This window comes from Paenibacillus sp. JNUCC 35, assembly GCF_058269095.1.
In genome coordinates, this window is the sequence record NZ_CM177771.1 from 490,219 (window position 1) to 514,696 (window position 24,478).

The window sequence follows — 24,478 nt, forward strand, 5'->3', positions numbered from 1 at the left end:
CGCTAAATCGGCGGGCCGTTCCATTTTTTTATGCAGTTCTGCCGATCTAACCTTGTTTACTGCGCACGTACTCCTCCGGAGATTTGCCGATAACCGTTTTGAAATCTTTAATTAGATGAGCCTGGTCGTAATAGCCCAGATCTACCGCGAGCTTCGACCAGTCCGGCGATTCTCCCGCATCCGCCGATACGGCGGCATCCTGGAGCCGGTATCTCTTGATAACCCATTTTGGGCTGACGCCGACATACTGGCTGAACATCCGCTGCATCGTTCTTGCGGAGATGCCGAACCTGGCTCCAACGTCCTCAACCCGGTTGATTTCCCTGTGTCCCGCAATATAATCGATCACCGAATTGACGAGTTCGATTTGTTCGTCAGCCGGCGGCCGCTCTCTAATGAAAAAGTCATCCACGAAGCGGACCTTCGCCTCTTCATCCGGTTCGGAGAAAAGGGCTTCTTCCAGCGGAAGGCAGCTTCTGCCGAAAACCTTCTGGAAGGGCAGGCTGCGGTTGACCAGCTCCGAAGCCGGCTGCCGGTAAAACGGATAAAACCCGCCCGGCCGGAACAAAACGCCGAATACTTCTCCTTTGCCCTCAAGAAGCTGCGACATTTTCCCCTTATTCGTCCCATAGATCCGCGTGTTGTCTTTTTCGAAAACCAGATTAAAGCATGGAGGCTGGAGCACCTCCTGGGTATGGGATGGAAGTCCTCTCAAGTCCCAATGAATCAGCCAGTAATGCCGGATAAAAAAAGCCAGCTCCGGAGCGGGCAATCTTCGGGAAATGGTGAACTTTTGCCGGCCCTTTTCGTAATTCAAGATGCCTTTGTTGACGACGACCGGGTTCTCCTCGGGTTTCATGCGGACCCGCCTCCGTTCAAGATGAAGTCTCAGGGAAGATGTCGCTTTTTTACAATCGCTTTGCGCCGTGGCCCTGTAAAGTTGATGGTAGCAAAACGGCCAAGCTATCACAAGACGCCGACACTAGGCTAGGGAGGAATCTTCAATGGATCTCACTTATCATTTTTATATCGACGGCAGCCCGGAGCAGGTGTGGGATGTTTTCGTAACACCGGAGAAAACCCGTAAAATCTTTTTCGACTGTGTGATCGATTCTTCTTATGTCCCCGGTGAATCTATCCGGTATATCGGACCCGGCAATGACGGCGAGCAGACCGTCCATATTTACGGAGAAGTGCTGGAATACGAACCGAACCGTATCCTTAGTTACATTGAACACCCCGGTCCTTCGTATTATCCGAATCATGCGGATATCACTACGCGGGTAACCATTAAGCTGGAGCCGGTCGGCGGCTGCACCAAGCTGACCCTGATCAACGATGAGTGGGTCGAAAATCATCCTTCCTACACAAAGGCGGACCCCGCATGGTGGATGCTGCTGAGCGCCATCAAAACGTTCGTGGAGACCGGAAAGAAACTGGATCTCGGCTGGTAAGGCAGAGAAGGGCGGGGTTCCGTATAGAACCATCCTGCAGGAGTAAGTGAAGCGTTTCCACACAAAAAAAGGCCGTGCAGGCTGAAGCCTGCACGGCCTTTAATCACCCGCTGATCTCAGCGGGATTATTTTTGTAAGCCGACAGCAGGGGAGCTCTACGGCTCCTCTGCTGTCGGCATTTTCATTTTTTAATGAAACGTTTGATTGAAATTAGTGATGATGACGTTCCTCGAAAGTTTGACAGCAGGTGTCGGTGATGCCCTCGGCGGAATCCTGATGCCCGGAATCGTAAGGCAGACCGTCCCGTTTTTGCGGTTGTGGCTTGTTCGAATGAGCGTTTACTTCGATCATAATAACTTCCGCACTGCAGTTATTGCCCTGCTCCCAGTATTCGCAGTTGGCAATGCTGCACTTCACCATTGGATTTTCCATGTTTATCACCTCGTACTTCTATTTACCCGAAGAACGGAGCTTTAAACAGGGGGAGAGCCATCCGGAGAAAATCCGGCCGGACCCGCACCGGCATCAGGTTTAGCCTCCGCCAGCATGTGCTTGTAAATCTCGATCGCTGCCGCGCGTGAGCTCTTCAGATCGACAATCGCGTCCGCCTGCGGCTTGTGAATTTCCTTATCGCTCAGATGAGCGATATGGGGAAGCCACCGCCGGATGTACATGCCCGTCGGATCATGCGTCTCCGACTGGGTGACGGGGTTCATGACGCGGAAGTACGGAGACGCGTCGAAGCCGAGCGAAGCACTCCACAGCCAGCCGCCCCGGTTGAGCACGTTGTCGTAATCGGCGAGCTTGCGCCGGAAATACCGTTCACCCAGCGTGAAGGGACACCGCAGGTTCTTGGTCAGGAACATGGCCGTCACCATCCGCAGCCGGTTCGGCATGTGCCCCGTGGCGTTCAGCTCCGCCATGGCCGCATCCACGACCGGAATGCCGGTCTGCCCCCGGCACCACCGCTCGAAGAGCGTGTCCTCCAGGCCGGAGAAATCGAATTTCTTCTCGTAGACGAAGAAATCCGGGTTATAGACGGCCTGGTACAGGTAGAAGTCGCGCCACGCCAGCTGGCGCGTCCAGGCTTCGTGCCGCTCGCTGCCGAGAGCGGCTTCATACGCCCGGCGCACGGAGAGCGCGCCGGTGTTCAGGTGGCGGCTGATCCCGCTGGTCGTCTCGAAGGCGTACCGGTCTCTTTGCGCTTCATAAGCGCGGAGACCTCCTTCGAGAAAATCGCTCAGAGTCTGAGCGGGATCAGGCGCCGTGCCTGCCGCTTCCGGGTCCAGCGGAAGCGGAAACCGGGCGGACCAGGCTTCGCGGTCCGGCAGCGGCCGTGTCTGCAAATCGCGCACGGTGACGGCAGACGACGGCCGGAAAAAAAGGTGCATGTAAGCGTTCCATTTTTTATAAAAAGGGGTAAATACCTGGTAAGGGGTGCTGCGCTCCGCGAAGTGCTGGAAGTCTCCGAAATCGGCGAGCGTATGGTCGATCAGCGTGGTAACCGGAACGCCGCGGGCGGAAGCTGAAACCTTCAGTTTGCGGTCACGTACTAATGCGTAGGGCGTAACGTCGCCGTGCAGGACGATTTCTTCAATCGGCAGCTCGGCCAGCAGCTGATCGACCACGGCATGAGGCTCGCCGGCAAGCACTTCCAGATGAGCGCCCGCTTTCCGGTATTCGCGGATGAGCCTGGAGACGTGACGGAGGAAGTTGACTCCGCTGTGTTCCCGGTCCCGGCCGTCGCGCAGAAGGAAGGGGTCCAGAATCAGGATGTGCAGGCTCGGACGCCCCAAGCTGTGAATGTAATCAAACGCAGTGAGGTCGTCAATCCGCAGATCTTTGCGATGAATAAAAAGGATCATAATGAAGGGACGCTCCTTACTTTTTCGTCTAACTTCATAGTAACAGGAAATCCGGCGCAAATGAAAAGAAGCCCGGCAAGCCAGGCTGCAACCTGGATTACGGGGCTCCCTTTCGGGTATATGCTGCGTTCCATTACGAGTGCGTCTTACTAGTCTGCAGTGATCTTGTTAAAAAGGTCATCGCCGATAACGCGGCGTGCAGAAACGTATCGTTTCGCATAGTAAGATTCGCTCAAGTCACTCTTTGTAACACCTTTGTTCGTAGCGGAGTGGGCGAACTTGTTGTTCCCGATGTAAATACCTACATGGGAGATGCCTTTTCCGTCGGTGTTAAAAAATACAAGGTCACCCGGTCTCAGATCGCTTTTCGCAACCGAGGATCCTTGGCCGTTCTGTGCTTTTGAAGTGCGTGCCAGATCAATGCCGAACCGGTCAAATACGTAGGACGTGAAGCCCGAGCAATCAAAACCGCTGGTCGATGTGCCCGAATACTTGTAAGGCGTCCCTACCAATCCGTCAATCGTGGAGCTGAGCGTCGACTTCGCGGAAGCGCTGCCGATTTCCACACTCAAAAACAGGGTCAAGCTCAAAACAAACAACAAGACTTTCTTCAACTGTGTTGCTCCTTCCTGTGCCTACGAGGTTAGCTGGAGGGTTCGGTAGAAGGTCCCCTATGATCCCTTTGTTGCAAGATCAATTCACCCAGAGTGGATCCCCCGTTTTCTTCCTTTCGTCTAAGAAGAAATTCGGCAATCTTTTTCTGTTCGACACTAAATATTCGCCATAGGTCCAGAAATTCCTTCCAAAAAACTAAAAATAGTTACAAAAAAGTTTCAAAAGCAGTTATTTAGTCGGATTTCAGGGCAAAAAATAGATCAAAAAACCCGCCTTCTTGTATAAAAAGGGCGGGTTTTCCATGTCTTTCAGCTTAGAGGCAATCTAAGTTTTCGGCTGATCCGGAAACTTCACGCGCAGCCCCGGTTTCGTTTCGGCAAGCAGTTTTTCCTGCAGGGCGTTGAGGTCTTCCTGCGTTTTCAGCTCGCCTTTTTTGACGAGGTACTCGATCGTCTTTTGCTGGAGGAGATATTTGGCGTACTGGTTGACGGTTTTAGGATCGGTCCAGTAGGTTGCTTCGGTCAAACCGGCGCTTTTGTAGAGCATCTCCTTCAACTGAGCCGCTTCGGGACCGGCCGCTTCCAGCGCTTTGCGCTGCTGGTCGATAGCCTGCTTCACTTCGGCTTCTTTGACTTTGACGCCGCGCTTCTGGCCGTAACGGACGAAGAGCTCGTCCTTAAGCATCAGATCGAGAAGCTGGTCGTTGGTCAAATTGTTTTGAGCGCCCTGCATTTGAAAGGCCAGGTCGACTTCGGCTTTCATTTTGTCGAAAGCCTGGTTGGAGATGCGGACGTCGTGACCGATCGCCACAACCTCTTTGGCTTTAACGTCGGACTGTCCGTAAAAGAACGACCCGGCGGCGACACAAAGGCCAATTACTGCCGCCACGACGGTGCTTGTCCGTGGGGATATCATCGGTAATGCCTCCTTTTATCTTCTATCTTTCCATGATAGCTGAAAAAAACGCAAATGGAAACTAAAAACCCCCTGGCCGGTGAACGGCAGGGGGAGACGGATATCGCGCCGGAACAATCCGGAACGAGAACGGTTAAGAAGAGGATCAGCGTATGTGATTCGTCTGTTTTGCCGCCCGGCTTACGGGCAGAAAACCAGGCTTTCTAGGTGCGGTAGCTTTCCCAGATTTCACGCTGCGCGGCGATGGACCACATTTTTACAAAGGTGCGGACCAAAGGGTATATCTGGTGGATAATGAGGGCCGTCAGGCCTGCCCATATGTAGGATGCATAAGTCGCCGCGACGGCCAGAAGGAAGCCGAGCAGGACAAGCAGCAGGGCATTGCCCGCGATTCGTAAGCCTTGGCGGAACACGACCGGAAGCACCGAGAGAAGTCCTCGTCGATCCTCGGAGGCCCGGCCGAACTGCAGGAACAGGAAGAGGAGCTGAACAAGCAGGGCATACACGGCATAGAGAGCCGCCCAGGGAAGCATGGACAGAAGGAGCTGCTCGAATCCGTAGGCTTTGTTGAACAAAGCAAGCGCTTTGGGAGCCAGCCAGTAGAGCGGCGCAAGCATCAAGACCGTTTGAAGGAGATAATAGAGGAAGAAGGGCAGCAGCAGTTCGCGGATTCCTTTCATAAACCGGTAGCCCGCATTCATCTGCCGGTGTTCCAGAGAGTACAGCACGCCGGCGTTCAGCATGGGGCTGATCAGCATCCGGACGGCCAGCAGGATGAGAAGCCATTCGAGATACGGCTGGATGAGATCCGTTTTTACAAGCCGGAACTGGCTTTCCATCAAGAACAAATGAACGGCGCTCTGGGGCTGATCGCTGGCCGGATAACGGTGGAGCAGGGGAACGATAATGGATTGGACCCATTTATAAAGCAGAATCCCCCAGGCAAACTGGTACACATACAGCACGCAAACGGCGAACGGCTGCTTGAGGGCGGCCGTCAAGCCTTGTCGAAGATAGCGGAGCATCTCATCACCTCACCAGGCTACAGTATCGAACAGCGTTTCCAGCAGTTTGACGACGCCGAGGGTCCAGCGGATTCTCCACGTGGTGTCGACTTCGGTTTTCATATAGTTGTTGATATGCCGGTTTTCGAGCTTCATGGTGTATTTGGGATCCAGGGAAACCCAATCCACCGGGGATTTATGGGTCAGCTTGTATTCGATCTGCTCGCCCTGTCCGTCCCAGACCTTCTCTGTCGTCGAACCGTCGGCAAAATGGAACCGGATCGGCACAGCCGGTACAGTGCCTCCGAACTTGCGGACCAGCACGCTGCTTTCGTACAACGTCTGTCCCGACTCGTTCGCCTGGCGGATGCGGATGCTATCGACCGCATAGTCGGTCATCATGCTGCCGTATACATACTGATCGAAAAACTCCGTCCATTTCGTTTTGGTGATTTCCTCCACGACCGTTTGAAAATCGCGGGTTCCCGGGTGCTTGAATTTCCAGCGCTGGAAGTATGTTTTCATAATGCGGTCCATCGTGTTCAGCCCGACCCGGTGCTCGATTTCCTTGAGGACCAGCTTGGCGCGGGTATACACGTTGTCGGCGTACTCGCCGTGGCTGCGGTAACCCCACGCATTTTTCTGCAGCGCGGCCGGAGAGGTGATATAGCTGGCTTCGACCGGAAGGTTGGGTTTCGACCCGTACTCCAGTTCCATCAGCTTATCCTCGGTGTAGGAAGTGAACCCTTCGTCCAGCCAGGCTTCCTCGAACTCGTTGGTGGCGACGAGTCCGTACCAGAACTGGTGGCCGATCTCATGGACGACGACCCGTTCGAGTTCCAGGTCGGGCGTCCCCTCGGAGGCTCCCCAAGCGGTAACGAGCGTGGGATACTCCATGCCGCCCGCCCCGTTAGCCTCTTCCGGAGGCACGACAACGGATAAGGTCGAGTACGGATACGTACCATACCACTGGGAGTATCGGCTCAGCGCTTTTTTGGCGGCGATCATATAGCGGGACTTGTACGGTTCATGCTTGGGGTCGAGGTACAGCTTGATCTTGACCCCCGGCAAATTGGGAGCGGCATAGGGCTCCTCAAACACCTTGAAGTTGGGCGAAGCGGACCAGGCGAAATCGTGCACGTCATCCGCATAAAACTGATAGGTTTTCTTGCCGGCTTCGACGGCCGGATTTTTGGTCGGAAAACCGGTGGCGGCCACGATGTAATCCGCCGGGACTTTCACACGGACATCGAAAATGCCGAAGTCCGCATAAAACTCCGAATTGCCGTGGTACTGGTGCAGGTTCCATCCTTCCGCGGTCCGTCCCCGGGTGCCGGCAGGCTCGTACACGGCAAGCTTGGGAAACCACTGTCCCGCCATAACGAAATCTTTCGTTACGCCCATGCGAGCGAACACTTGCGGAAGCTTGACCGCAAAATCCGTATGCAGCGTAATGGCGGCTCCTGCGGCGACAGGCTTCGGGAGCGTAATCTTGATCAGCGTCCGGTCGTCGGGGTTTCCGTCATCGGGCTGGACGAACTGCATGGCGGAGCTGAGGTCGGTTTCGTCCTCGGTTTTGATGCTGCGCAGTTCCATATCTCCGAAGCTGCCTTTTTTGGCTTCGTCTCCCCGCAGCTTGCCGCCGGATTCCTTCATAAAAGTCGTCTTTTCCGATGCGAAGGCATTCGGATAAAGATGCATGTACAGTTCCTGCACAGGCTGACTGCCCGGGTTCTTCCAGGTGACGGTCTGCTGGCCGAGGAGCTTTTGGTTTTCCGGGCTGTATTCCACATTGATGTGATATTCGACGATGCGCTTGCTGAGAGGCTGGTGGACACCTTCTCCTGTCGCCGGCGGCTGACCGATTGAAGAAGAAGGTTCCGCATTCACCGGGGAGACTGGATTCTGAGCGGTTCCGGACAGAACGGCCCGGCTTGTCTGGCCCGTCCTTTCTTCAGGGAAAGAAAGGAGCGAGTTGGCGAGGAAAGCTGCGCCCAGGAACGCGGCGGCTGCGGATACGAGCCAGGCTTTTTTTCGGTTGGCCATCTTTACTTTCATGATTTTCACCCCGTTGACAAGCATCTACAGCATGTATATGTTTGCATTCCGGGGATTATTAGCTAAAATAAATGAAGAAGAGCAGAATTATTTTTCTAGGAAAGCGTAGGTGCCTTTCATGGATTCCCATAAAGAAGAACCGAAGAAAAAACCGGCGGCGCTGAATATCGTCAGCACGAAGGTGAATCACAAAGGATTCGGGGCGGGTTCGATTGATCTGAGCAACGTATCCAGCCTTATCCTCGACGGAGACGAAGCTTATCTCGACATGGGCGCGCTGCACGCGAAGAGCCAGGTGGAGAAGCGGATTAAATTCTCGACGAACAAAGAAGACGTCCCGGACGGACGCCGCTGCTGGATCGTATGGGTGGCCGTGGACCGCTCCCCGGAGGGAACTTCCTACGGCGGAGTGACGGCTTGCGAGATGCTGATCGATACGGAAGCACGCAGAGGCTGGAAAATTCTAGCCGATCACGTGAACCGGATGGACGCCGCAATGAAGCGCAAGATCATGGTAGAAGGTCTGGATGAAACGGAAAAATCCGCGCTGCGCAAGGCTTTGATCGAGCATAACGAGGAATGGTGGAACCACTCTTCCGAGGAGCTTAAACAGGCGCTTGCCTAGCCTTGCGGAAAATGTGTACAAATTGTGTCATGGATTGTGAGACCCAGGGGAAGCGGGTATACTAACACTAGTGTATGTTACACTCATATACTAGGACAGCAAAAAGGCAGACTAAGGACGCTTAGTTCTGCCTTTTTGCGTTGGATATAAATGACTGCTCGCCCGGTTATTTCCTGTGAAAAGGCTTTCGCCGCTTGGAGAAGCTTCAATAAAAGAACCTGCTTCAAGCCTCGAAAGAAGCTGAACACAAATCCTGACCGGCTGGTATTAATCCGGTTGGGAAACAAAAAAGGCAGATGCGAGCCTGTGCTCGCATCTGCCTTTTTTCTGTTTTTTACCGGGAAAGGGTCTGCGGATGTTACCCTCAACGGAGGGAATTTGTCGCATCGCTGCCGATGCTGATTTCCGCTCTTGCTACTCGTTCCACCAGCGCTTCACATCTTCCCACCAGGAGCGCGCTCCGCTGCCGAACCCTTTGCCTTTGGCAGCACGGTTCGTGCAGTACTCCTTTGGCTCCGTGCCGGAAAGGAACGCCTCGTTGCGCGCGCCGGTCGTACAGTCTTCATTGGCGAGCTTGCCGCTCTTCGGATCAATGTAGACGGTCGTGACTCCCTCCGGCACCGGGAAGAGCTTAGGCGGAATCGCCTCCAGGACGGCTTCGGTGTAGCCGGCGAAGATCGGCGAAGCGAGATGCGATTCCGCCGTGTTGATCGCACGCCCTTTGTCGTAGCCGACCCAGACGGCGGTGGCCAGCTCGGGCGTGTAGCCGACCATCCACGCGTCGGTGTCGGTCGTGCCCGTCTTGCCCGCGACGGGCCGCTTGATCGTGGCGGCCACCCGGCTGCCGGTACCGCCATCCTCGAATACGCTCTCCATCATATGGGTGAGCACGTAAGCGGGCGCGGCATCGGCGACGCGTTCGCTTTTCGGCGCAGCCTGATAGAGGACGCTGCCGGCCATATCTTCGATCTTGATAATGGCCGTCGGCTCGACTCGGACTCCCTGGTTGGCCAGGGCGGAGAAGGCGGCGACCATCTCGTACGGACTGATCGGATAGGTGCCCAGCGCGAGGGAGGGCATCGGCTTCAGATCGCTTGTAATGCCGAACTTCCGCGCGTTGTCGATGACCTTCTGGGGACCGACCTTCAGAATCGTATCGACCGCAAAAATATTGTCCGACTTCGCGATCGCCCGGCGCATGTCGATGTCCGCATTTTCGTACTGGTCATTGTAGTTGCGGGGCGTGTAAGACTGCCGGCCCTCATCGTATTTGAAGACGGTCGGTTCGCTTCGGACCGTGCTGAGCGGCGTAAAGCCGTTCTGCAGAGCCGTCAGGTAGACGAACGGCTTGAAGGAGGAGCCCGGCTGGCGGGTCGTCGCAAACACGCGGTTAAACTGATTCGCTCCGTAATCCTTGCCGCCTACCATTGCTTTAACGTAGCCGGTTCGCGGATCGAGCGAGATTAGAGCGCCCTGAATCTCGCTTTCTTTGGGCAGCTGCTTGGCCATCTGCTCTTCCGCGATTTTCTGCGCTTTCAGATCCAGCGTCGTATAGATATTCAAGCCGCCTTGTTCGAACTGGTCTTCCGTGATGCCGAGCTTCTGCACGGCCAGCGTTTTGATATAGTCGCGGAAGTACGGGGCCTGCGAAGGTTTCTTCTCTACCAGCGGCTGAACGGTCAGCTTCTCCTGCTTGGCCGCATCCGCTTCCTGCTGGGTAATGAAGCCTTCCTTCGCCATCGTCTGGAGCACGACGTTTTTCCGGTCCATCGCATTCTCCATGTTATAGTAGGGCGAATAAAATTTCGGCCCTTTCGGCACGCCTACGAGCATGGCGCTCTGCGCCAGGGACAAGTCCTTGGCATGCTTGCCGAAGAACAGCTGGGAAGCCGCCTCGATTCCATACGTGGAATGGCCGTAGTAAATCTGGTTCAGGTAGCTTTCCAGAATCTGATCCTTGGTCAGCTGCATCTCCATCTGCACGGCATACACCGTTTCTTTGATTTTACGCGTCCAGGTGCGGTCATGATTCAAATACAAGTTCCTTGCCAGCTGCTGGGTAATCGTCCCGGCCCCCTGCACTTTGGACATGCTTTTCAGATTGACGATGGCTGCGCGCGCAATGCTTTTGACATCAAAGCCCGGATGACTGTAGAAGTTCTGATCTTCTATCGCGAGCGTCGCTTTAACCACATACACGGAAATGTCGCTGATCGGCACGATCTTGCGGTTCTGGCCGGAATCCAGCGTATCGATTAAAGCTCCGTTAACGTCAAAAATTTGGGACGTCTGGAGTACCTTCGTGACCGGAAGCGCCTGTGAGCGCAGATAGAGAAGGAACACCCCTCCCAGTACGCACAGGACCAGAAACGTCGTAAAGGAGAAAGTGAATCCCCGTTTTAAACGGTGAGGCCAGTTCTTGTCCGCTGGACCTGGCGGCTTTTTGTCGGGAGCGGCATTGTTTTCGGGTTCGTTCTGTTGGTCGTCGGCCAAGAGTCCCTCACTCTCCTTTCTTGTCGGGCCTAGCGGGTTCAAGCATGAGCTTAGGATAAATAATAGCGGCATATTACACAGTATGGAAAAGCTTTCCGGCCCCTATTCAGGTATTATCTCTTCCGCTTCCTAAAATTTCGTAAAACGGCCCGTCCGTCCTGCAAATTTCTTGCATTTCGGGTTCAATCCTCTATAATACAATTTGTGCGTGCAAACCCTCAAGGCGCAAGGCTCATTCCGCGCATGGATTTACCCGCTTGTGGTACAATGATGAGGATACTATTCAGTACGAAATAATGGAGCGGTCGGTCTCATTTCCGGGCTTGTCCGCATGCACTCCTTACATCACTATACTTAAGAAAAGAGGCTGGGAATATGGAACTTTGGTATACCGAGAAACAGACGGAAGACTTCGGCATCACCGCCAAGATTAAAGAAACGCTGGTGACCGAGAAAACCGATTTTCAGGATCTGGCCATGATCGATACAGCCGAATGGGGCCGCATGCTCGTTCTGGACGGCATGGTCATGACGACCGTAAGAGACGAATTCGTCTATCATGAAATGGTTGCGCATCCTGCCCTGGTTACCCACCCGAACCCTAAGAACGTTCTTGTGGTAGGCGGCGGCGACGGCGGCGTTATTCGTGAAGTGCTTAAGCATCCGAAAGTGGAAAAAGCCGTTCTGGTTGAAATCGACGGCAAAGTAATCGAGTATTCGAAGAAATACCTTCCCGAGATTGCCGGCGAGCTGGACAACCCTCGTGTCGAAGTAATCGTCAACGACGGTTACATGCATATCCACGATCACAAAAATACATACGACGTGATCATGGTGGATTCCACCGAGCCCGTCGGTCCGGCCGTGGAACTGTTCTCGAAAGGCTTCTACCAAGGCATCTATGATGCGCTTAAAGAGGACGGCATTTTCGTGGCGCAAACGGACAACCCTTGGTTCAAAGCGGACCTGATTCAAACGGTTAACCGCGACGTTCGCGAAATCTTCCCGATCGTCCGCGTTTACGGCGCGAATATTCCGACTTACCCAAGCGGTCTCTGGACATTTACCATGGGCAGCAAAAAATACGATCCGCTTCAAGTCGAAGAAGCTTCGATTCCCGAATTCGAAACGAAATACTACACGCCGCGCCTCCACAAGGCCGCGTTTGCTCTGCCTAAATTCGTTGAAGATCTCGTAAAATAAGGACCGTTTCCGAACAGAAAGGTGCGATGACCGCATGCGTTTAGACCAAGCTTACTCCGGTAACATTTTTATCGCCGCCTCCGAGGACTACGCGTCCTCCCGTGCCGTACTTTACGGAATGCCCATGGACTACACGGTCAGCTTCCGTCCGGGCTCCCGTTTCGGCCCTGCCCGCATCCGTGAGGTTTCCATCGGGCTGGAAGAATACAGCCCGTATCTGGATAAGAGCCTCGACGAGGTGAAATACTTCGACGCCGGCGACCTGATGCTGCCTTTCGGCAACGCGGGACGCAGCCTCGACATCATCGGCGAATACGTCCGCGGCCTTCTGAGCGACGGCAAGTTCCCGCTCGGTATGGGCGGCGAGCACCTCGTGTCCTGGCCGGTCATCCGCGAAGTGTACGCGAAGTACCCGGATCTGGCGCTCATTCACATCGACGCGCATGCCGACCTTCGCGAGCAGTACGAAGGCGAGCCGCTGTCTCACTCGACGCCGATCCGCAAAGCGGCAGAGCTTATCGGCGGCAAGAACGTGTACCAGTTCGGCATCCGTTCCGGTATGCGCGAAGAGTTTGAGTACGCGCGCAAGAACTTGAACCTTTACCCGTTCGAAGTTCTGGAGCCGCTCAAGAAGGTGCTGCCGGAGCTTGCGGGCCGTCCGGTGTACCTGACGATCGACATCGACGTGCTCGATCCGTCCGCAGCACCGGGCACAGGCACGGCCGAAGCGGGCGGTATCACAAGCAAGGAATTGCTTGCGGCTGTTCACGCTATCGCAGGTTCCGAGCTGAACATCGTAGGCGCCGACGTGGTTGAAGTGGCCCCGGTATACGATCCGTCCGAACAGACACAGATCGTAGCGGCCAAGCTGATCCGCGAGATTTTGCTGGGTCTGGTGAAATAACTTTTAATCGTCAACAACATACGATGCGTAATCCCATCCTCCAGGCCTTGTGTCTGGGGGATTTTTACTCATCGGGGGTTTCACGTGCGACGGTGCCGGCGAATAAAGGCTTTGGGCTGCGGCTGCAATGATCCATTGAAAATACCCGTATGATACTATACACTTAGAGCTAACTTTGCTTTTTGCCGGGCCGCACGGGCGGGAAGCCGGTTTCGGCCGGGAAATTTCCGGAAGCGGCAGGGCACAGTCAAGAAAGAACGGAGCGTTCGGGTCATGTCCAACAAGAAAAACGTCCGTATACGCATAACAAGCGTTGCCGGACAGGAATCGATCATCCAGGAAGCCCGCGGAGAGCTGTACATCCGGGAGGGGAAAGTATATGTCCTCTACCAGGAGACATCCGAAGAAATGGGCAGCACCTCGACGATGGTAAAAGCGGGTCCCGAGGAGCTGAAGATTACGAGAAAAGGGCAGGTCGGCTCCGAACAGACGTTTGTCGCGGGTCATTCCCGGACAGGCTGGTACCGGATGCCCCAGGGCTCTCTCCCTATGGAAACCCGCACGCGGACGTACGTCCGGAATCTCCAAGACGGCATCGGCGTCATTGATTGGAGCTACGACCTGTATGTAGGCGAGGAACATGCCGGTTTATATATATTATCGTTAACGATTCAGGAGGATGTAAGATGAATGTGCTCGAGCAGGTAAAAGAAACGCTTAAAGTAACGATAGGCGAGGCCGCGGTCGCAGCGGGACTCGTACAGGCTTCGGAGCTTCCCGAGATTGTGCTGGAAGTACCGAAAGATAAGTCTCACGGTGATTTTGCAACTAACCTGGCCATGCAGCTTTCCCGGATTGCCAAGCAGAATCCCCGCGCGATTGCGGAACAATTGATCCAGAAACTCGACAAAGAGAAAGCCCAGATCGCGGAAGTTCAAATCGCGGGCCCCGGGTTTATCAATTTCCGTATGGATAAAAGCTACCTCTATCCGATTCTTGCGCAAGTGGCGGAGCAGTCGGACCGCTACGGCGCAGTGAACGTGGGGCAAGGACGCAAGGTGCAGGTGGAATTCGTCAGCGCAAACCCGACCGGTTCCCTGCACCTCGGACACGCCCGCGGCGCGGCGGTAGGCGACGCTCTGTGCAACGTGCTGGCTCTTGCCGGTTACAACGTTACGCGTGAATATTACATCAACGATGCGGGCAACCAGGTCAATAACCTGGCCAAATCCATCGAAGCGCGCTATCTGCAGGCTCTCGGGCAGGATGCCGAGATGCCGGAGGACGGCTACCACGGCGAAGATATTAAAGGATTCGCCGGCGAGCTTGCGGCCGAAGAGGGCGATCGCCTGACCAAACTCGGACAGGACGAGCGTTTGTCTTATTTCCGCCAGTACGGGCTGAAAAAAGAACTCGATAAAATCAAGCGCGACCTCGGACGATTCGGCGTTAAGTTTGACGAATGGTTCTCCGAGACTTCGATTTATGAAAACAACCTGATCGACGACGTGCTCGGCAAACTCCGTGAATCCGGTTACGTGTACGAGCTGGACGGAGCAACCTGGCTGCGTACGACAGAGCTTGGCGACGATAAGGACCGTGTTCTGATCAAAAACGACGGTTCCTTCACGTATTTGACGCCGGACGTGGCTTACCACCGGAACAAGTTCCAGCGCGGCTACGACGAACTGATCAATATTTGGGGAGCGGACCATCACGGCTATATTCCGCGTATGAAAGCGGCCATGACGGCGCTTGGCTACGACTCGAACCGTCTGACGGTGCTTATCGCCCAGATGGTGAGCTTGTTCCAGAACGGCGAGAAGGTAAAAATGTCCAAGCGTACCGGCAAAGCGGTCACGATGGAAGACTTGATGGACGAAGTCGGCGTCGATGCCATCCGTTACTTCTTCACGATGCGCAGCATGGACTCGCATCTTGATTTCGACATGGATTTGGCGATTTCCAAATCCAATGAGAATCCCGTGTTCTACGTGCAGTATGCGCATGCACGGATTTGCAGCATCTTCCGACAGGCGGAAGAGCAGGGTGTGGAGCTGCGCGGACTGGCGCAGGTGGACTTGTCCCGGCTTTCGACGGAAGCCGAGTATGAGCTGCTGCGCAAAATCGGCGAGCTTCCGCAGGAAGTTGCCGTGGCGGCCGAGCTGTATGCGCCCCACCGCCTGATCCGCTACGTGTACGATCTGGCCGGGCTGTTCCACAGCTACTACAGAGCGGAGCGCGTCATCACCGAGGATGCGGAGCAGACACAGGCCCGCCTGGCGCTGCTTGGCGCGCTGCGCACCGTTATCGCCAACGTGCTGGCGGTCGTAGGCGTATCCGCTCCGGACCGGATGTAGGCTCCGGCCGGGCCGGACACAACGAAGCGACCGGGGGCACGCTGAGGCACAACCGCTGTGCGAGAAGTGCCGCGTGAGCTGCCAAAGCATCGTGCAGCGCCGCACGGCGACAGAGCAGGGGCGGCTTCACTCGGCTGGCCCGGACCGGGCTGTCCATTCCCGTTGAATGGGACAGCCTCAGGCTGCGTCCCGCTGTACGGGGGCGCAACCGGAGTAGCCGCCCTGCTCCGCCGGGTTTCCCCGCTCGTGGCTGCAGCCGCTTGCGCGCGGCACTTCCGCGGGCGAATCAGCGGCCTTGCCGCTTCACGGCGCACCAAAACAAACCAAACCTGACGCTTTCAGCGGTGTCAGGTTTGGTTTGTTTTGAGCAGGGCGGTTACGGCGCGCCTCGCATGGATGAGGCCGGGAGCCTCCGCGCCTTCCGGCTGCTTCGCTTTCGTGAGCGGCGTTGCGCTTCGCCGGAGAATCTGCTTGATCTGCTGCGGCCGCAGGGAGGGCCTAACCGACAGCATAAGCGCGATGACACCGCTCACATGCGCCGTCGCCATCGAGGTGCCGCTGAGCTCGTTGTACTTGCCGTGCAGCCAACAGGAATAGATGCTTTCCCCCGGCGCAAAAATGTCTATGCGTTTGCCGCGGTTGCTGAAGGGGGCGACTTTGTTGACCTTGGTCGTGGCTCCTACGGAGAAGACACTCGGAAACCGCGCCGGATAGTCAATCGCAGCCCCTTTGCCGTCGTTGCCGGATGAAGCGACGACGATGGTGCCGGATTGATAAGCGTTTATCACCGCTTCCTCCAGCGCCCGGCTGTACGTTTTCATCCCGAAGCTCATATTGATGATGTCCAGGCCGTTGCGCACACACCAGTCGATACCCGCCACAATGTCCGAAACGAACGCGCTCCCGTTCATGTCGAATGCTTTAACCGCGTGGATGATGGCCTTTGGAGCCACCCCGACAATACCTATCCGTCCCGCCGCGGCGATGGTGCCGGCTATATGTGTACCGTGTCCGTTGTCGTCATAGGGGGGCTGGTTGCGGTTGAGCAGGTTGATGCCCCGGGCGACCGAGGCCTGTAAATCCGGGTGGTAGTAGTCGATGCCGGTGTCGATAACGCCGATCGTCACGCGGCTTCCTTTAGCTTTTTTCCATACGTCCGGAGCTTTGATCTGTTGGACGCCCCAGGGGATAAACTGAGAGCCTTCGGACGTTTTTTCGACGATTTCCGATGTCTTTACGGTCTTTCTGGGCCGCAGCTGGATATTTATGGACGCATCCTCTTCAATAGAGAGAACGGCGGGATGCTTAATCAGTTCCGCACGGTTACGGATAGGGCAAGAGATCCCCCGGATCAGTTTCAGATCATAGACGGAGGACAGGCTGGAATGTGTATCTTTGTGCAGGCGGATAAGCTCGGTGACCTGGCGGTAATCCCGATCGCTCTGGAAAAGAATGATGTGCCGGCGCTCCCCCTGCGATGCCTGGATTTCTTCATGCAGCATCATGAGCAATCGTTTCGAGTCCAAAGCCCCATTCCTCCCATAAACCGAAGGTGCAATTCTGGCTTATTATATGTACAGGTCGGGGGGCCCGACTGAGATTAAGGCCCCTTTCCAAATAAATAGGTGCATTGCCGTGTCAACGTGCTCTTGCCTACATAACATAAAGGGAGAGGTGAAACATCTCTCGGTTTCAAGGGGCGGAGATGGGCGGATCGGCGATTCGTTCGTAACCGCAGGATACAGTCGGGAAGCGGAGGGAAACCTTCGCTTTTACTCTTGTTTCGGGGGACAGGCGGGCGGGAGTTGCATTTTTACATAAAATAGGTTTTACTTAAGGATGAAATGGGATAAGGTAGTTAAAGTATTGTTAATACGGTGAAGGGAAGTGCCACAAATGAGTAGCCCGTACACACTGAAAATCAAGCCGGAAAAAGCCGCGGAAATGCCGATGGTGGATCTGGCGTTTGAGGTGCTTAAAGCGGCCAACACGCCGTTCTATTATCGCGACCTGATGCAGGAAATCGCGAAAATCAAAGGCTTGGCTGAAGATGAAACGATGAATGTCATTGCCCAACTATATACAGAGATTAATATCGATGGCCGTTTTGCTTGCGTCGGAACAAACCTGTGGGGCCTGAAGCGCTGGTATCCGGTCGAGAAATCGGACGATGCCGTAGGCAACGCCAAGCGTCCGCGTATCATCAACGACGAGGACGACGATCTCGACGAGGATCCGTACTCCGAGGAAGAAGAATACAAAGAAGAAGAGTACGATACCTTCACGGCGGACGGTTTCGACAAGAATGACGCCGAAGAAGAAGAAGAGGAAGAAGAGGAAGAGGAAGACACCGAATTCTTCGAGGAAGAAGAGCTGGACGAAGAACTGGAAGACGCCGAACTCGACGAAGAAGTGGATGAAGAATCCGACGATGATTCCGACGACGATGAAGATTTCGAGGCCGACGACAAGAAGGATAAATAATTCATCGCGGCGGTTCTTGACAGAGGATGTCGTTCTTAGTAAACTATTGCATGGGCTTTAAAAAGAACGACCAAATTTACGCCATATAAAAAGTGCCCCGTATACCACGGGTGTCACTTTTTTTGTTTTTTCAGGGACATTATTTGATGTCCCGGAGGTTTTGGTGGAAGCCTAGAAGGGACCGGCCGTTTTCTTGGACTGCCGCATATGCGGCATGCACTCAGGCGTTCGGTCCCCCACTTTTGTACGGCGAACCTTTATGCACCCAAGAATTTAGATATGCTCGAAAGGAGTTCTCAGATGACTAAGTATATTTTTGTAACCGGGGGTGTCGTTTCCTCGCTCGGTAAAGGCATCACGGCGGCTTCTCTGGGCCGCTTGCTCAAAAACCGGGGTCTGAAAGTGACCATCCAGAAGTTTGATCCCTACATTAACATCGATCCGGGGACGATGAGCCCTTACCAGCACGGGGAAGTTTTCGTAACGGACGACGGCGCCGAGACTGACCTCGATCTGGGTCACTATGAACGGTTTATTGACATCAATCTCTCTAAGAACTCCAACGTAACGACGGGTAAAGTGTATTCTTCCGTTATTACCAAAGAGCGCAGAGGCGAATACCTGGGCGGAACGGTACAAGTTATTCCTCACATTACAAATGAAATCAAGGACCGCGTGTTCCGTGCCGGCCGCGAAGCGGGTTCGGATGTAGTGATCACCGAAATCGGCGGAACCGTGGGCGATATCGAGAGCCTTCCGTTCCTCGAAGCGATCCGGCAGATCAAGAGCGACATCGGCCGCGAGAACGTGATGTACATTCACGTCACCCTGATTCCTTACATCAAAGCCGCGGGCGAAGTCAAAACGAAACCGACCCAGCACAGCGTAAAAGAGCTGCGCAGCCTCGGTATCCAGCCGCACGTGATCGTCTGCCGTACGGAGCATGCTCTTACGGAAGACATGAAGCGCAAGATCGCCCAGTTCTGCGACACCGATCCGGAAGCGGTCGTGGAATGCCTGGACGCCGAGACCTTGTACGAAGTGCCGATGATGCTCAGAGAGCAGGGGCTTGACGATATCGTCGTCAACCACTTGAAACTCGGCGGCTCGGCGCAGCCGGACATGACCGAGTGGGAACAGCTCGTCCAGCGCGTCAAAGGCTTGAAAGAAACGACCGAGATCGCCATCGTAGGCAAGTATGTCGCCCTGCATGACGCTTACCTCAGCATCGTGGAATCTCTGGGCCATGCCGGCATCGACAACGGAGCCGAAGTGAAGATCCGCTGGGTTAACGCGGAAGAAGTGTACGATCACAACGTGGACGAGCTTCTCGGCGGGGTGGACGGCATTCTCGTTCCGGGCGGCTTCGGAGACCGCGGTATCGAAGGCAAGGTTATCGCCATCCGCCATGCACGCGAGAAGAAGATTCCGTTCTTCGGAATCTGCCTGGGTATGCAGGTTGCGGTGATCGAGTATGCGCGCGCGCTTGCCAACCTTGAGGGAGCGAACAGCTCCGAGATCAACCCGGTCACGCCTTACCCGGTTATCGACCTGCTGCCTGAGCAGAAGGATATCGAGAACCTTGGCGGAACGATGCGTCTGGGACTCTATCCTTGTAAACTGGCGGAAGGTTCCCTGGCCATGCAGTGCTACAATGATGAGCTTGTGTACGAACGTCACCGTCACCGGTACGAATTTAACAACGAATACCGTGAAATGATCGAATCCGCAGGACTGCGCATCTCCGGTACTTCTCCGGACGGCCGTCTGGTCGAAATCGTCGAGCTTCCGGACCACCCTTGGTTCCTGGCCGTTCAATTCCATCCGGAATTCACGTCCCGTCCGAACCGTCCGCAGCCGCTTTTCCGTGAGTTCGTGAAAGCAGCCTTTACTTATAAGCAAGAATCCCGGGCGTAATAGCCGGGATTTTTCTTTTTTTTTACTTATTTGTTTATTCCCCCGGATGGTAGGGAGGAAATCGGCAAGTCGATAGCGAAGTAGGGGGGAATTCGAGTTCGCACGGCTGCAAAGTTCATATTCGGAACTCAGCCTTGAGCTTGTGGAAGGAGGCTTTCCCGTGAGTAAAAAAATCCTAATCGTGGACGATCAGAATGGAATCCGGATGCTTCTTATGGAAGTGTTCAGCAACGAGGGTTACGAAACCTATCAAGCGCCTAACGGCAAAACCGCCTTGGAGATTGTTAAAACGCATTCTCCCGATCTGGTCCTTCTGGATATGAAAATTCCAGGCATGGACGGTTTAGATATTCTGAAGCACGTCAAAAGTATCGATCCCTCCATCAAGGTCATCATGATGACCGCCTACGGAGAGCTGGATATGATCAAAGAAGCCACGGAACTTGGGGCCATCATGCACTTTACAAAACCGTTCGATATCGACGAATTGCGACTGGCTGTTCATACGCAGTTGATTGAAACTACACCGCTGGGATCCTGATTGCAAGGGTCCTTTTTTTGTGAAAACTTTCACGTCACCCGGCAGGCTCGGTTACGTTTTGTCAGGGAGTGTGCTATAATAACACCGTATGACAAAAAGAGCGGCAGCGCATCTTAAAAACGATCAAGCCAACACACACAGTAGGAGGAAGAAATCATGCCATTGGTTTCAATGAATGAATTTTTACCTAAGGCTAAAGCAAACAAATTTGCGGTAGGCCAGTTCAACATGAACAACCTGGAGTTTGCCCAAGCGATCACGGAAGCGGCTATGGAGCTGAACTCTCCGTTCATCTTCGGTGTCAGCGAAGGCGCGCTCAAGTATATGGGGATCGAATACACGGTAGCGATCGCGGAAGCGGCTGCCAAGCAGTCCGGCCTTCCGATTGCCCTTCACCTCGACCACGGCAGCTCTTTTGAAGTGGCCATGAAATGTATCCGTGCCGGCTTCAGCTCCGTTATGTTCGACGGTTCCCACTACTCTTATGAAGAGAACGTACGCCTGACCAAAGAAGTCGTAAAAGCCGCGCACGCAATGGGCGTTTCCGTTGAAGGCGAGCTTGGAACGATTGGCGGCGTTGAAGATGATATCTCCGTAGACGAAGCTGATGCTAACCTGGCTAAGCCGGAAGAAGCGATCCGCTACTACGAAGAAACCGGAGTCGATTGTGTGGCAATCGCGGTCGGAACTGCACACGGCATGTATGCAGGCGAGCCGAACATTCACTTTGACATCATCGAGAAAGTTTCGCAGGCGATCCCGATTCCTGTCGTTCTTCACGGCGGATCCGGCGTTCCCGACGAAATGATCAAGAAAGCGATCGCAGCAGGCGCAGGCAAAGTTAACGTGAACACGGAGAACCAAGTGGCCGCTACAGCCGCTATCCGTGAAGTTCTCGGTGCCGACGCTAAAGTATACGATCCTCGCAAATACCTCACCCCAGCACGCAAAGCGATGGTTGAAGTCGTGAAATCCAAAATTCAACTGTTCGGCAGCGCTAACCAAGCTTAATACCGATTCAGATAGAGACAGAGACGGGAAATGCATCTTAACGGATGCATTTCTCTCTTCTATTTTAGGTTCCGTATCCATCCCAGACGCCCCATACTCCCTTAAAAGTTGACAACGCACGTAAACTGCGTTTTATTTAGATATGTACGCTTGATTTCTATCCGATATGTTTACTTTGTGAGCCGGAAGCCAGCCCCCGATTTAACGGGCGGCCTTCTATTTTTGTATGCGGCCAAACACGAGCTGCTTCTAGTCGTTGCAGCAGGTCACTTTTGATTTTTTTACAAATTGTAGTTAAGCAGCTAAGCTATCTACCGGAAGCAGGGGGAAGATAACGCATTATGGAAAAATTAATGATCGCAGGCGGACGTCCGCTCAAAGGGACAGTAACAATCAGCGGGGCCAAGAACAGTGCCGTTGCTTTAATACCCGCCGCGATACTCGCCGAATCGACGGTTACCTTGGACAATTTGCCGCACCTCAGCGATGTGGCTATCTATACAGAAATTCTTAGCGAACTCGGGGCTTCCATCGAATGGAACAACGAGCAGATGATTATCGATCCGAGCGCCATGAAAAGCAAGCCCATGCCCAACGGCAACGTAAAGAAACTTAGAGCCTCCTATTATCTCATGGGAGCCATGCTGGGAAGATTCGGCGAGGCCATAATCGGTTTGCCGGGCGGCTGCAATTTCGAGCCGCGTCCGATTGATTTGCATATCAAAGGGTTCGAGGCGCTGGGCGCCGAAATTTCGAATGAGAACGGCTCGCTGCATATTCGGGCCAAACAGCTCCGCGGAGCCAAAATTTATTTGGATATGGTCAGTGTAGGCGCAACCATCAACATCATGCTTGCCGCCTCCCGTGCCAAAGGCTTCACTTTGATTGAAAATGCGGCCAAAGAGCCTGAAATTATAGATGTAGCAACACTCCTCAACTCCATGGGAGCCAAAATCAAAGGCGCCGGAACGGAAACGATCCGCATCGAAGGGGTAGACGAGATGCACGGCTGCCGTCACTCCATTATCCCTGACCGTATCCAGGCGGGGACCTACATGATTGCCGCAGCCGCAACGCGGGGAGACGTAACGGTAGATAACATTATTCCGAAGCATATGGAAGCCATGACGGCCAAGCTGCAGGAAATGGGCGTTGAAATTCACGAGATGGATGAGTCGATCCGCGTGGTGGGTCGAGCTCTTTACGACAGTATAGATGTAAAAGCGCTGGTTTATCCCGGCTTTGCGACGGACCTTCAATCCCCGATGACGAGTCTGCTTACACAGACTACGGGTGTGAGCATGCTGACGGACCTTGTCTACAGCAACCGGTTCAAGCATGTGCCTGAACTGGTCCGCATGGGAGCCAAGATCAAAGTCGAGGGCCGGACAGCCGTCATCGAGGGAAGCACGCTAAGTGCGGCGAAAGTGAAAGCAAGCGACCTGCGGGCAGGCGCAGCCTTGGTTATTGCGGGTCTTACCGTGCCGTCCGATGTTACGGAGGTTACAGGCGTGGAATATATTGACCGCGGTTATGAGAATCTTGTTGCCAACCTGACTTTACTTGGCGCGGAAGTATGGCGCGAGAACGGCGAAGAATAGGTCCGGAATAAGAAAGCGGCCTTAGGGCAACACTGGGTACTAGCTTTTTAGATTTATGGAATTAATAACTTACTAGTTTGGTGGTTGAATAGAATGGATATGCACCTCGCGCAGTTGGAGGCACTCAAGCTTACGGAGCTTTATAAGCTCGCCAAAAAATATCAGATCCCATACTATGGGCAGCTTAAGAAAAAAGAGCTCATCTTTTCCATTCTGCGGGCCCAAGCGGCGGAAAGCGGCCTCATGTTTATGGAAGGAGTTCTGGAGGTTCTGCAGGAGGGCTTTGGTTTCCTGCGTCCGATTAACTACCTTCCGAGTACGGAGGACATCTACATTTCTGCCTCCCAGATCCGTAAATTCGACCTCCGCTCAGGAGATCTTGTTTCCGGCAAATGCCGCCCGCCGAAAGAGAACGAGCGTTATTTCGGACTTCTGCATGTGGAAGCCGTCAACGGCGAAAGCCCCGACACGGCGTCCGAACGTCTGCACTTTCCGGCTCTCACGCCGCTGTATCCGCAGACAAAAGTTGTTCTCGAAACGTCTCCCGAGAAGCTTTCGACGAGAATCATGGACCTTATGGCACCCGTCGGTCTCGGACAGCGCGGTCTGATCGTTGCGCCTCCGAAAGCGGGGAAAACCCTGCTTCTCAAAGAAATCGCGAACAGCATTTCCACGAATTATCCGGAGATTGAGCTATTCGTTCTTCTGATCGACGAACGTCCGGAAGAAGTGACCGATATGCAGCGTTCCGTCAAAGGGGAAGTGGTCGCTTCCACTTTCGATGAGCTGCCGGAAAATCACATCAAAGTAGCGGAGCTTGTTCTGGAGCGCGCGCAGCGTCTTGTTGAACATAAGAAGGACGTCGTCATTCTTTTGGACAGCATTACCCGTCTGGCTCGTGCTTACAACCTTGTGGTTCCTCCGTCCGGCCGTACATTGTCCGGGGGGATCGATCCAGGCGCGTTCCATCGTCCGAAGCGTTTCTTCGGTGCCGCCCGGAATATCGAAGAAGGCGGCAGCCTGACCATTCTGGCCACCGCGCTTGTCGAAACGGGATCGCGTATGGATGACGTCATTTATGAAGAATTTAAAGGCACGGGGAATATGGAACTTCATTTGGACCGTAAACTTGCGGAACGCCGTACATTCCCGGCTATCGATATCCGCCGTTCGGGCACGCGCCGCGAAGAAAGTCTGCTTACCAAAGAAGAACTCGAGAAGGTATGGGGATTGCGCAAAAGCATGAACGATACTTATGAATATACGGAAGCCTTCATCAAGAAACTCGGTGAGACGAAGACGAATCAGGAATTCCTGGATTCCCTGGAGACCAACAACGGGAACGTAACGTTGGGTAAAGGGAAAATGAAAAATTCCGCTTCCTGATTATAGGTTGTTGAAAAATTCGCTTCCATCTCCCATTCAAAG

The 24,478-nt window shown here is 54.2% G+C and carries 21 protein-coding genes and 1 riboswitch; of the genes, 12 read left to right on the top strand and 9 right to left on the bottom strand.

Going from position 1 to position 24,478, the window contains the following annotated elements:
• Window positions 1–46: 46 nt before the first annotated feature.
• Window positions 47–859 carry a DUF6597 domain-containing transcriptional factor gene (locus AC2TF6_RS02305; RefSeq protein ID WP_491309795.1) on the bottom strand — a complete coding sequence of 271 codons (813 nt, stop codon included), beginning with the start codon at window positions 857–859 and terminating at the stop codon, window positions 47–49.
• Window positions 860–1,004: 145 nt separating this feature from the next.
• Between AC2TF6_RS02305 and AC2TF6_RS02310 the strand changes: the two genes are divergently transcribed.
• Window positions 1,005–1,454, top strand: a complete 450-nt coding sequence (locus AC2TF6_RS02310; RefSeq protein WP_491309796.1) for an SRPBCC domain-containing protein — start codon at window positions 1,005–1,007, stop codon at window positions 1,452–1,454.
• A 210-nt stretch (window positions 1,455–1,664) separates the two neighbouring features.
• Here the strand turns inward: AC2TF6_RS02310 and AC2TF6_RS02315 are convergent, their stop codons facing one another.
• The 6 genes from AC2TF6_RS02315 to AC2TF6_RS02340 all read right to left on the bottom strand — a co-directional run bounded on the left by AC2TF6_RS02315 (window position 1,665) and on the right by AC2TF6_RS02340 (window position 7,911).
• Entirely contained in the window at window positions 1,665–1,886 is a 222-nt protein-coding gene (locus AC2TF6_RS02315; protein ID WP_491309797.1) for a DUF1540 domain-containing protein, read from the bottom strand.
• Between the two features lie 41 nt (window positions 1,887–1,927).
• Window positions 1,928–3,319 (bottom strand): cryptochrome/photolyase family protein, encoded by a 1,392-nt coding sequence (locus tag AC2TF6_RS02320; RefSeq protein ID WP_491309798.1) that lies wholly within the window; start codon window positions 3,317–3,319, stop codon window positions 1,928–1,930.
• A 149-nt stretch (window positions 3,320–3,468) separates the two neighbouring features.
• Window positions 3,469–3,933 carry a C40 family peptidase gene (locus AC2TF6_RS02325; protein ID WP_009671580.1) on the bottom strand — a complete coding sequence of 155 codons (465 nt, stop codon included), beginning with the start codon at window positions 3,931–3,933 and terminating at the stop codon, window positions 3,469–3,471.
• Between the two features lie 3 nt (window positions 3,934–3,936).
• A riboswitch (cyclic di-AMP (ydaO/yuaA leader) is annotated at window positions 3,937–4,081 on the bottom strand.
• A gap of 177 nt (window positions 4,082–4,258) precedes the next feature.
• Window positions 4,259–4,849: a SurA N-terminal domain-containing protein gene (locus AC2TF6_RS02330; protein WP_009671606.1), complete on the bottom strand. Its 591-nt coding sequence runs from the start codon at window positions 4,847–4,849 to the stop codon at window positions 4,259–4,261.
• 203 nt (window positions 4,850–5,052) lie between these two features.
• Window positions 5,053–5,874, bottom strand: coding sequence for a hypothetical protein (locus AC2TF6_RS02335; RefSeq protein WP_491309799.1), 822 nt, complete (start codon window positions 5,872–5,874; stop codon window positions 5,053–5,055).
• 9 nt (window positions 5,875–5,883) lie between these two features.
• Window positions 5,884–7,911 carry a M1 family metallopeptidase gene (locus AC2TF6_RS02340; protein WP_491309800.1) on the bottom strand — a complete coding sequence of 676 codons (2,028 nt, stop codon included), beginning with the start codon at window positions 7,909–7,911 and terminating at the stop codon, window positions 5,884–5,886.
• Window positions 7,912–8,029: 118 nt separating this feature from the next.
• Here AC2TF6_RS02340 and AC2TF6_RS02345 point away from each other — a divergent pair, with 118 nt between their 5' ends.
• The gene (locus AC2TF6_RS02345; RefSeq protein ID WP_009671595.1) at window positions 8,030–8,536 is read left to right on the top strand and encodes a YwhD family protein; all 507 of its coding nucleotides are present in this window, start codon (window positions 8,030–8,032) and stop codon (window positions 8,534–8,536) included.
• A gap of 414 nt (window positions 8,537–8,950) precedes the next feature.
• On the opposite strand, the gene AC2TF6_RS02350 is transcribed toward AC2TF6_RS02345, so the two are convergent.
• Entirely contained in the window at window positions 8,951–11,029 is a 2,079-nt protein-coding gene (locus AC2TF6_RS02350; protein ID WP_491309801.1) for a transglycosylase domain-containing protein, read from the bottom strand.
• Between the two features lie 375 nt (window positions 11,030–11,404).
• Between AC2TF6_RS02350 and speE the strand changes: the two genes are divergently transcribed.
• The 4 genes from speE (at window position 11,405) to argS (ending at window position 15,496) form a co-directional block, all read left to right on the top strand.
• The gene (gene speE / locus AC2TF6_RS02355; protein WP_009671582.1) at window positions 11,405–12,232 is read left to right on the top strand and encodes a polyamine aminopropyltransferase; all 828 of its coding nucleotides are present in this window, start codon (window positions 11,405–11,407) and stop codon (window positions 12,230–12,232) included.
• Window positions 12,233–12,266: 34 nt separating this feature from the next.
• Window positions 12,267–13,136, top strand: a complete 870-nt coding sequence (gene speB, locus AC2TF6_RS02360) for an agmatinase (protein ID WP_103997960.1) — start codon at window positions 12,267–12,269, stop codon at window positions 13,134–13,136.
• A 273-nt stretch (window positions 13,137–13,409) separates the two neighbouring features.
• Window positions 13,410–13,826, top strand: coding sequence for a YwiB family protein (locus AC2TF6_RS02365; protein ID WP_009671605.1), 417 nt, complete (start codon window positions 13,410–13,412; stop codon window positions 13,824–13,826).
• The gene (argS, locus tag AC2TF6_RS02370) at window positions 13,823–15,496 is read left to right on the top strand and encodes an arginine--tRNA ligase (RefSeq protein ID WP_491309802.1); all 1,674 of its coding nucleotides are present in this window, start codon (window positions 13,823–13,825) and stop codon (window positions 15,494–15,496) included. Before AC2TF6_RS02365 ends, argS begins: the two co-directional genes overlap by 4 nt.
• A gap of 347 nt (window positions 15,497–15,843) precedes the next feature.
• Here the strand turns inward: argS and AC2TF6_RS02375 are convergent, their stop codons facing one another.
• Window positions 15,844–17,022 carry a S8 family peptidase gene (locus AC2TF6_RS02375; RefSeq protein WP_491309803.1) on the bottom strand — a complete coding sequence of 393 codons (1,179 nt, stop codon included), beginning with the start codon at window positions 17,020–17,022 and terminating at the stop codon, window positions 15,844–15,846.
• A gap of 370 nt (window positions 17,023–17,392) precedes the next feature.
• Here AC2TF6_RS02375 and rpoE point away from each other — a divergent pair, with 370 nt between their 5' ends.
• The 6 genes from rpoE to rho all read left to right on the top strand — a co-directional run bounded on the left by rpoE (window position 17,393) and on the right by rho (window position 24,436).
• Window positions 17,393–17,980: a DNA-directed RNA polymerase subunit delta gene (rpoE, locus tag AC2TF6_RS02380; RefSeq protein ID WP_491309804.1), complete on the top strand. Its 588-nt coding sequence runs from the start codon at window positions 17,393–17,395 to the stop codon at window positions 17,978–17,980.
• Window positions 17,981–18,280: 300 nt separating this feature from the next.
• Window positions 18,281–19,897 (top strand): CTP synthase, encoded by a 1,617-nt coding sequence (pyrG, locus tag AC2TF6_RS02385; protein WP_009671614.1) that lies wholly within the window; start codon window positions 18,281–18,283, stop codon window positions 19,895–19,897.
• Window positions 19,898–20,057: 160 nt separating this feature from the next.
• On the top strand, window positions 20,058–20,438 hold the full coding sequence (locus tag AC2TF6_RS02390; protein ID WP_009671611.1) for a response regulator: 381 nt from the start codon (window positions 20,058–20,060) through the stop codon (window positions 20,436–20,438).
• A gap of 156 nt (window positions 20,439–20,594) precedes the next feature.
• Entirely contained in the window at window positions 20,595–21,449 is an 855-nt protein-coding gene (fba, locus tag AC2TF6_RS02395; protein WP_009671622.1) for a class II fructose-1,6-bisphosphate aldolase, read from the top strand.
• A gap of 341 nt (window positions 21,450–21,790) precedes the next feature.
• Entirely contained in the window at window positions 21,791–23,050 is a 1,260-nt protein-coding gene (gene murA, locus AC2TF6_RS02400) for a UDP-N-acetylglucosamine 1-carboxyvinyltransferase (RefSeq protein WP_009671631.1), read from the top strand.
• Between the two features lie 93 nt (window positions 23,051–23,143).
• Window positions 23,144–24,436, top strand: coding sequence for a transcription termination factor Rho (gene rho, locus AC2TF6_RS02405; RefSeq protein WP_009671576.1), 1,293 nt, complete (start codon window positions 23,144–23,146; stop codon window positions 24,434–24,436).
• Window positions 24,437–24,478: the final 42 nt, after the last annotated feature.

Bases quoted from the DNA above. Each gene is read 5' to 3' on its own strand.
- AC2TF6_RS02305 (WP_491309795.1), bottom strand. From the start codon at position 859: ATGAAACCCGAGGAGAACCCGGTCGTCGTCAACAAAGGCATCTTGAAT.
- AC2TF6_RS02310 (WP_491309796.1), top strand. From the start codon at position 1,005: ATGGATCTCACTTATCATTTTTATATCGACGGCAGCCCGGAGCAGGTG.
- AC2TF6_RS02315 (WP_491309797.1), bottom strand. From the start codon at position 1,886: ATGGAAAATCCAATGGTGAAGTGCAGCATTGCCAACTGCGAATACTGG.
- AC2TF6_RS02320 (WP_491309798.1), bottom strand. From the start codon at position 3,319: ATGATCCTTTTTATTCATCGCAAAGATCTGCGGATTGACGACCTCACT.
- AC2TF6_RS02330 (WP_009671606.1), bottom strand. From the start codon at position 4,849: ATGATATCCCCACGGACAAGCACCGTCGTGGCGGCAGTAATTGGCCTT.
- AC2TF6_RS02335 (WP_491309799.1), bottom strand. From the start codon at position 5,874: ATGCTCCGCTATCTTCGACAAGGCTTGACGGCCGCCCTCAAGCAGCCG.
- AC2TF6_RS02340 (WP_491309800.1), bottom strand. From the start codon at position 7,911: ATGAAAGTAAAGATGGCCAACCGAAAAAAAGCCTGGCTCGTATCCGCA.
- AC2TF6_RS02345 (WP_009671595.1), top strand. From the start codon at position 8,030: ATGGATTCCCATAAAGAAGAACCGAAGAAAAAACCGGCGGCGCTGAAT.
- speE (WP_009671582.1), top strand. From the start codon at position 11,405: ATGGAACTTTGGTATACCGAGAAACAGACGGAAGACTTCGGCATCACC.
- speB (WP_103997960.1), top strand. From the start codon at position 12,267: ATGCGTTTAGACCAAGCTTACTCCGGTAACATTTTTATCGCCGCCTCC.
- AC2TF6_RS02365 (WP_009671605.1), top strand. From the start codon at position 13,410: ATGTCCAACAAGAAAAACGTCCGTATACGCATAACAAGCGTTGCCGGA.
- argS (WP_491309802.1), top strand. From the start codon at position 13,823: ATGAATGTGCTCGAGCAGGTAAAAGAAACGCTTAAAGTAACGATAGGC.
- rpoE (WP_491309804.1), top strand. From the start codon at position 17,393: ATGAGTAGCCCGTACACACTGAAAATCAAGCCGGAAAAAGCCGCGGAA.
- pyrG (WP_009671614.1), top strand. From the start codon at position 18,281: ATGACTAAGTATATTTTTGTAACCGGGGGTGTCGTTTCCTCGCTCGGT.
- fba (WP_009671622.1), top strand. From the start codon at position 20,595: ATGCCATTGGTTTCAATGAATGAATTTTTACCTAAGGCTAAAGCAAAC.
- murA (WP_009671631.1), top strand. From the start codon at position 21,791: ATGGAAAAATTAATGATCGCAGGCGGACGTCCGCTCAAAGGGACAGTA.
- rho (WP_009671576.1), top strand. From the start codon at position 23,144: ATGGATATGCACCTCGCGCAGTTGGAGGCACTCAAGCTTACGGAGCTT.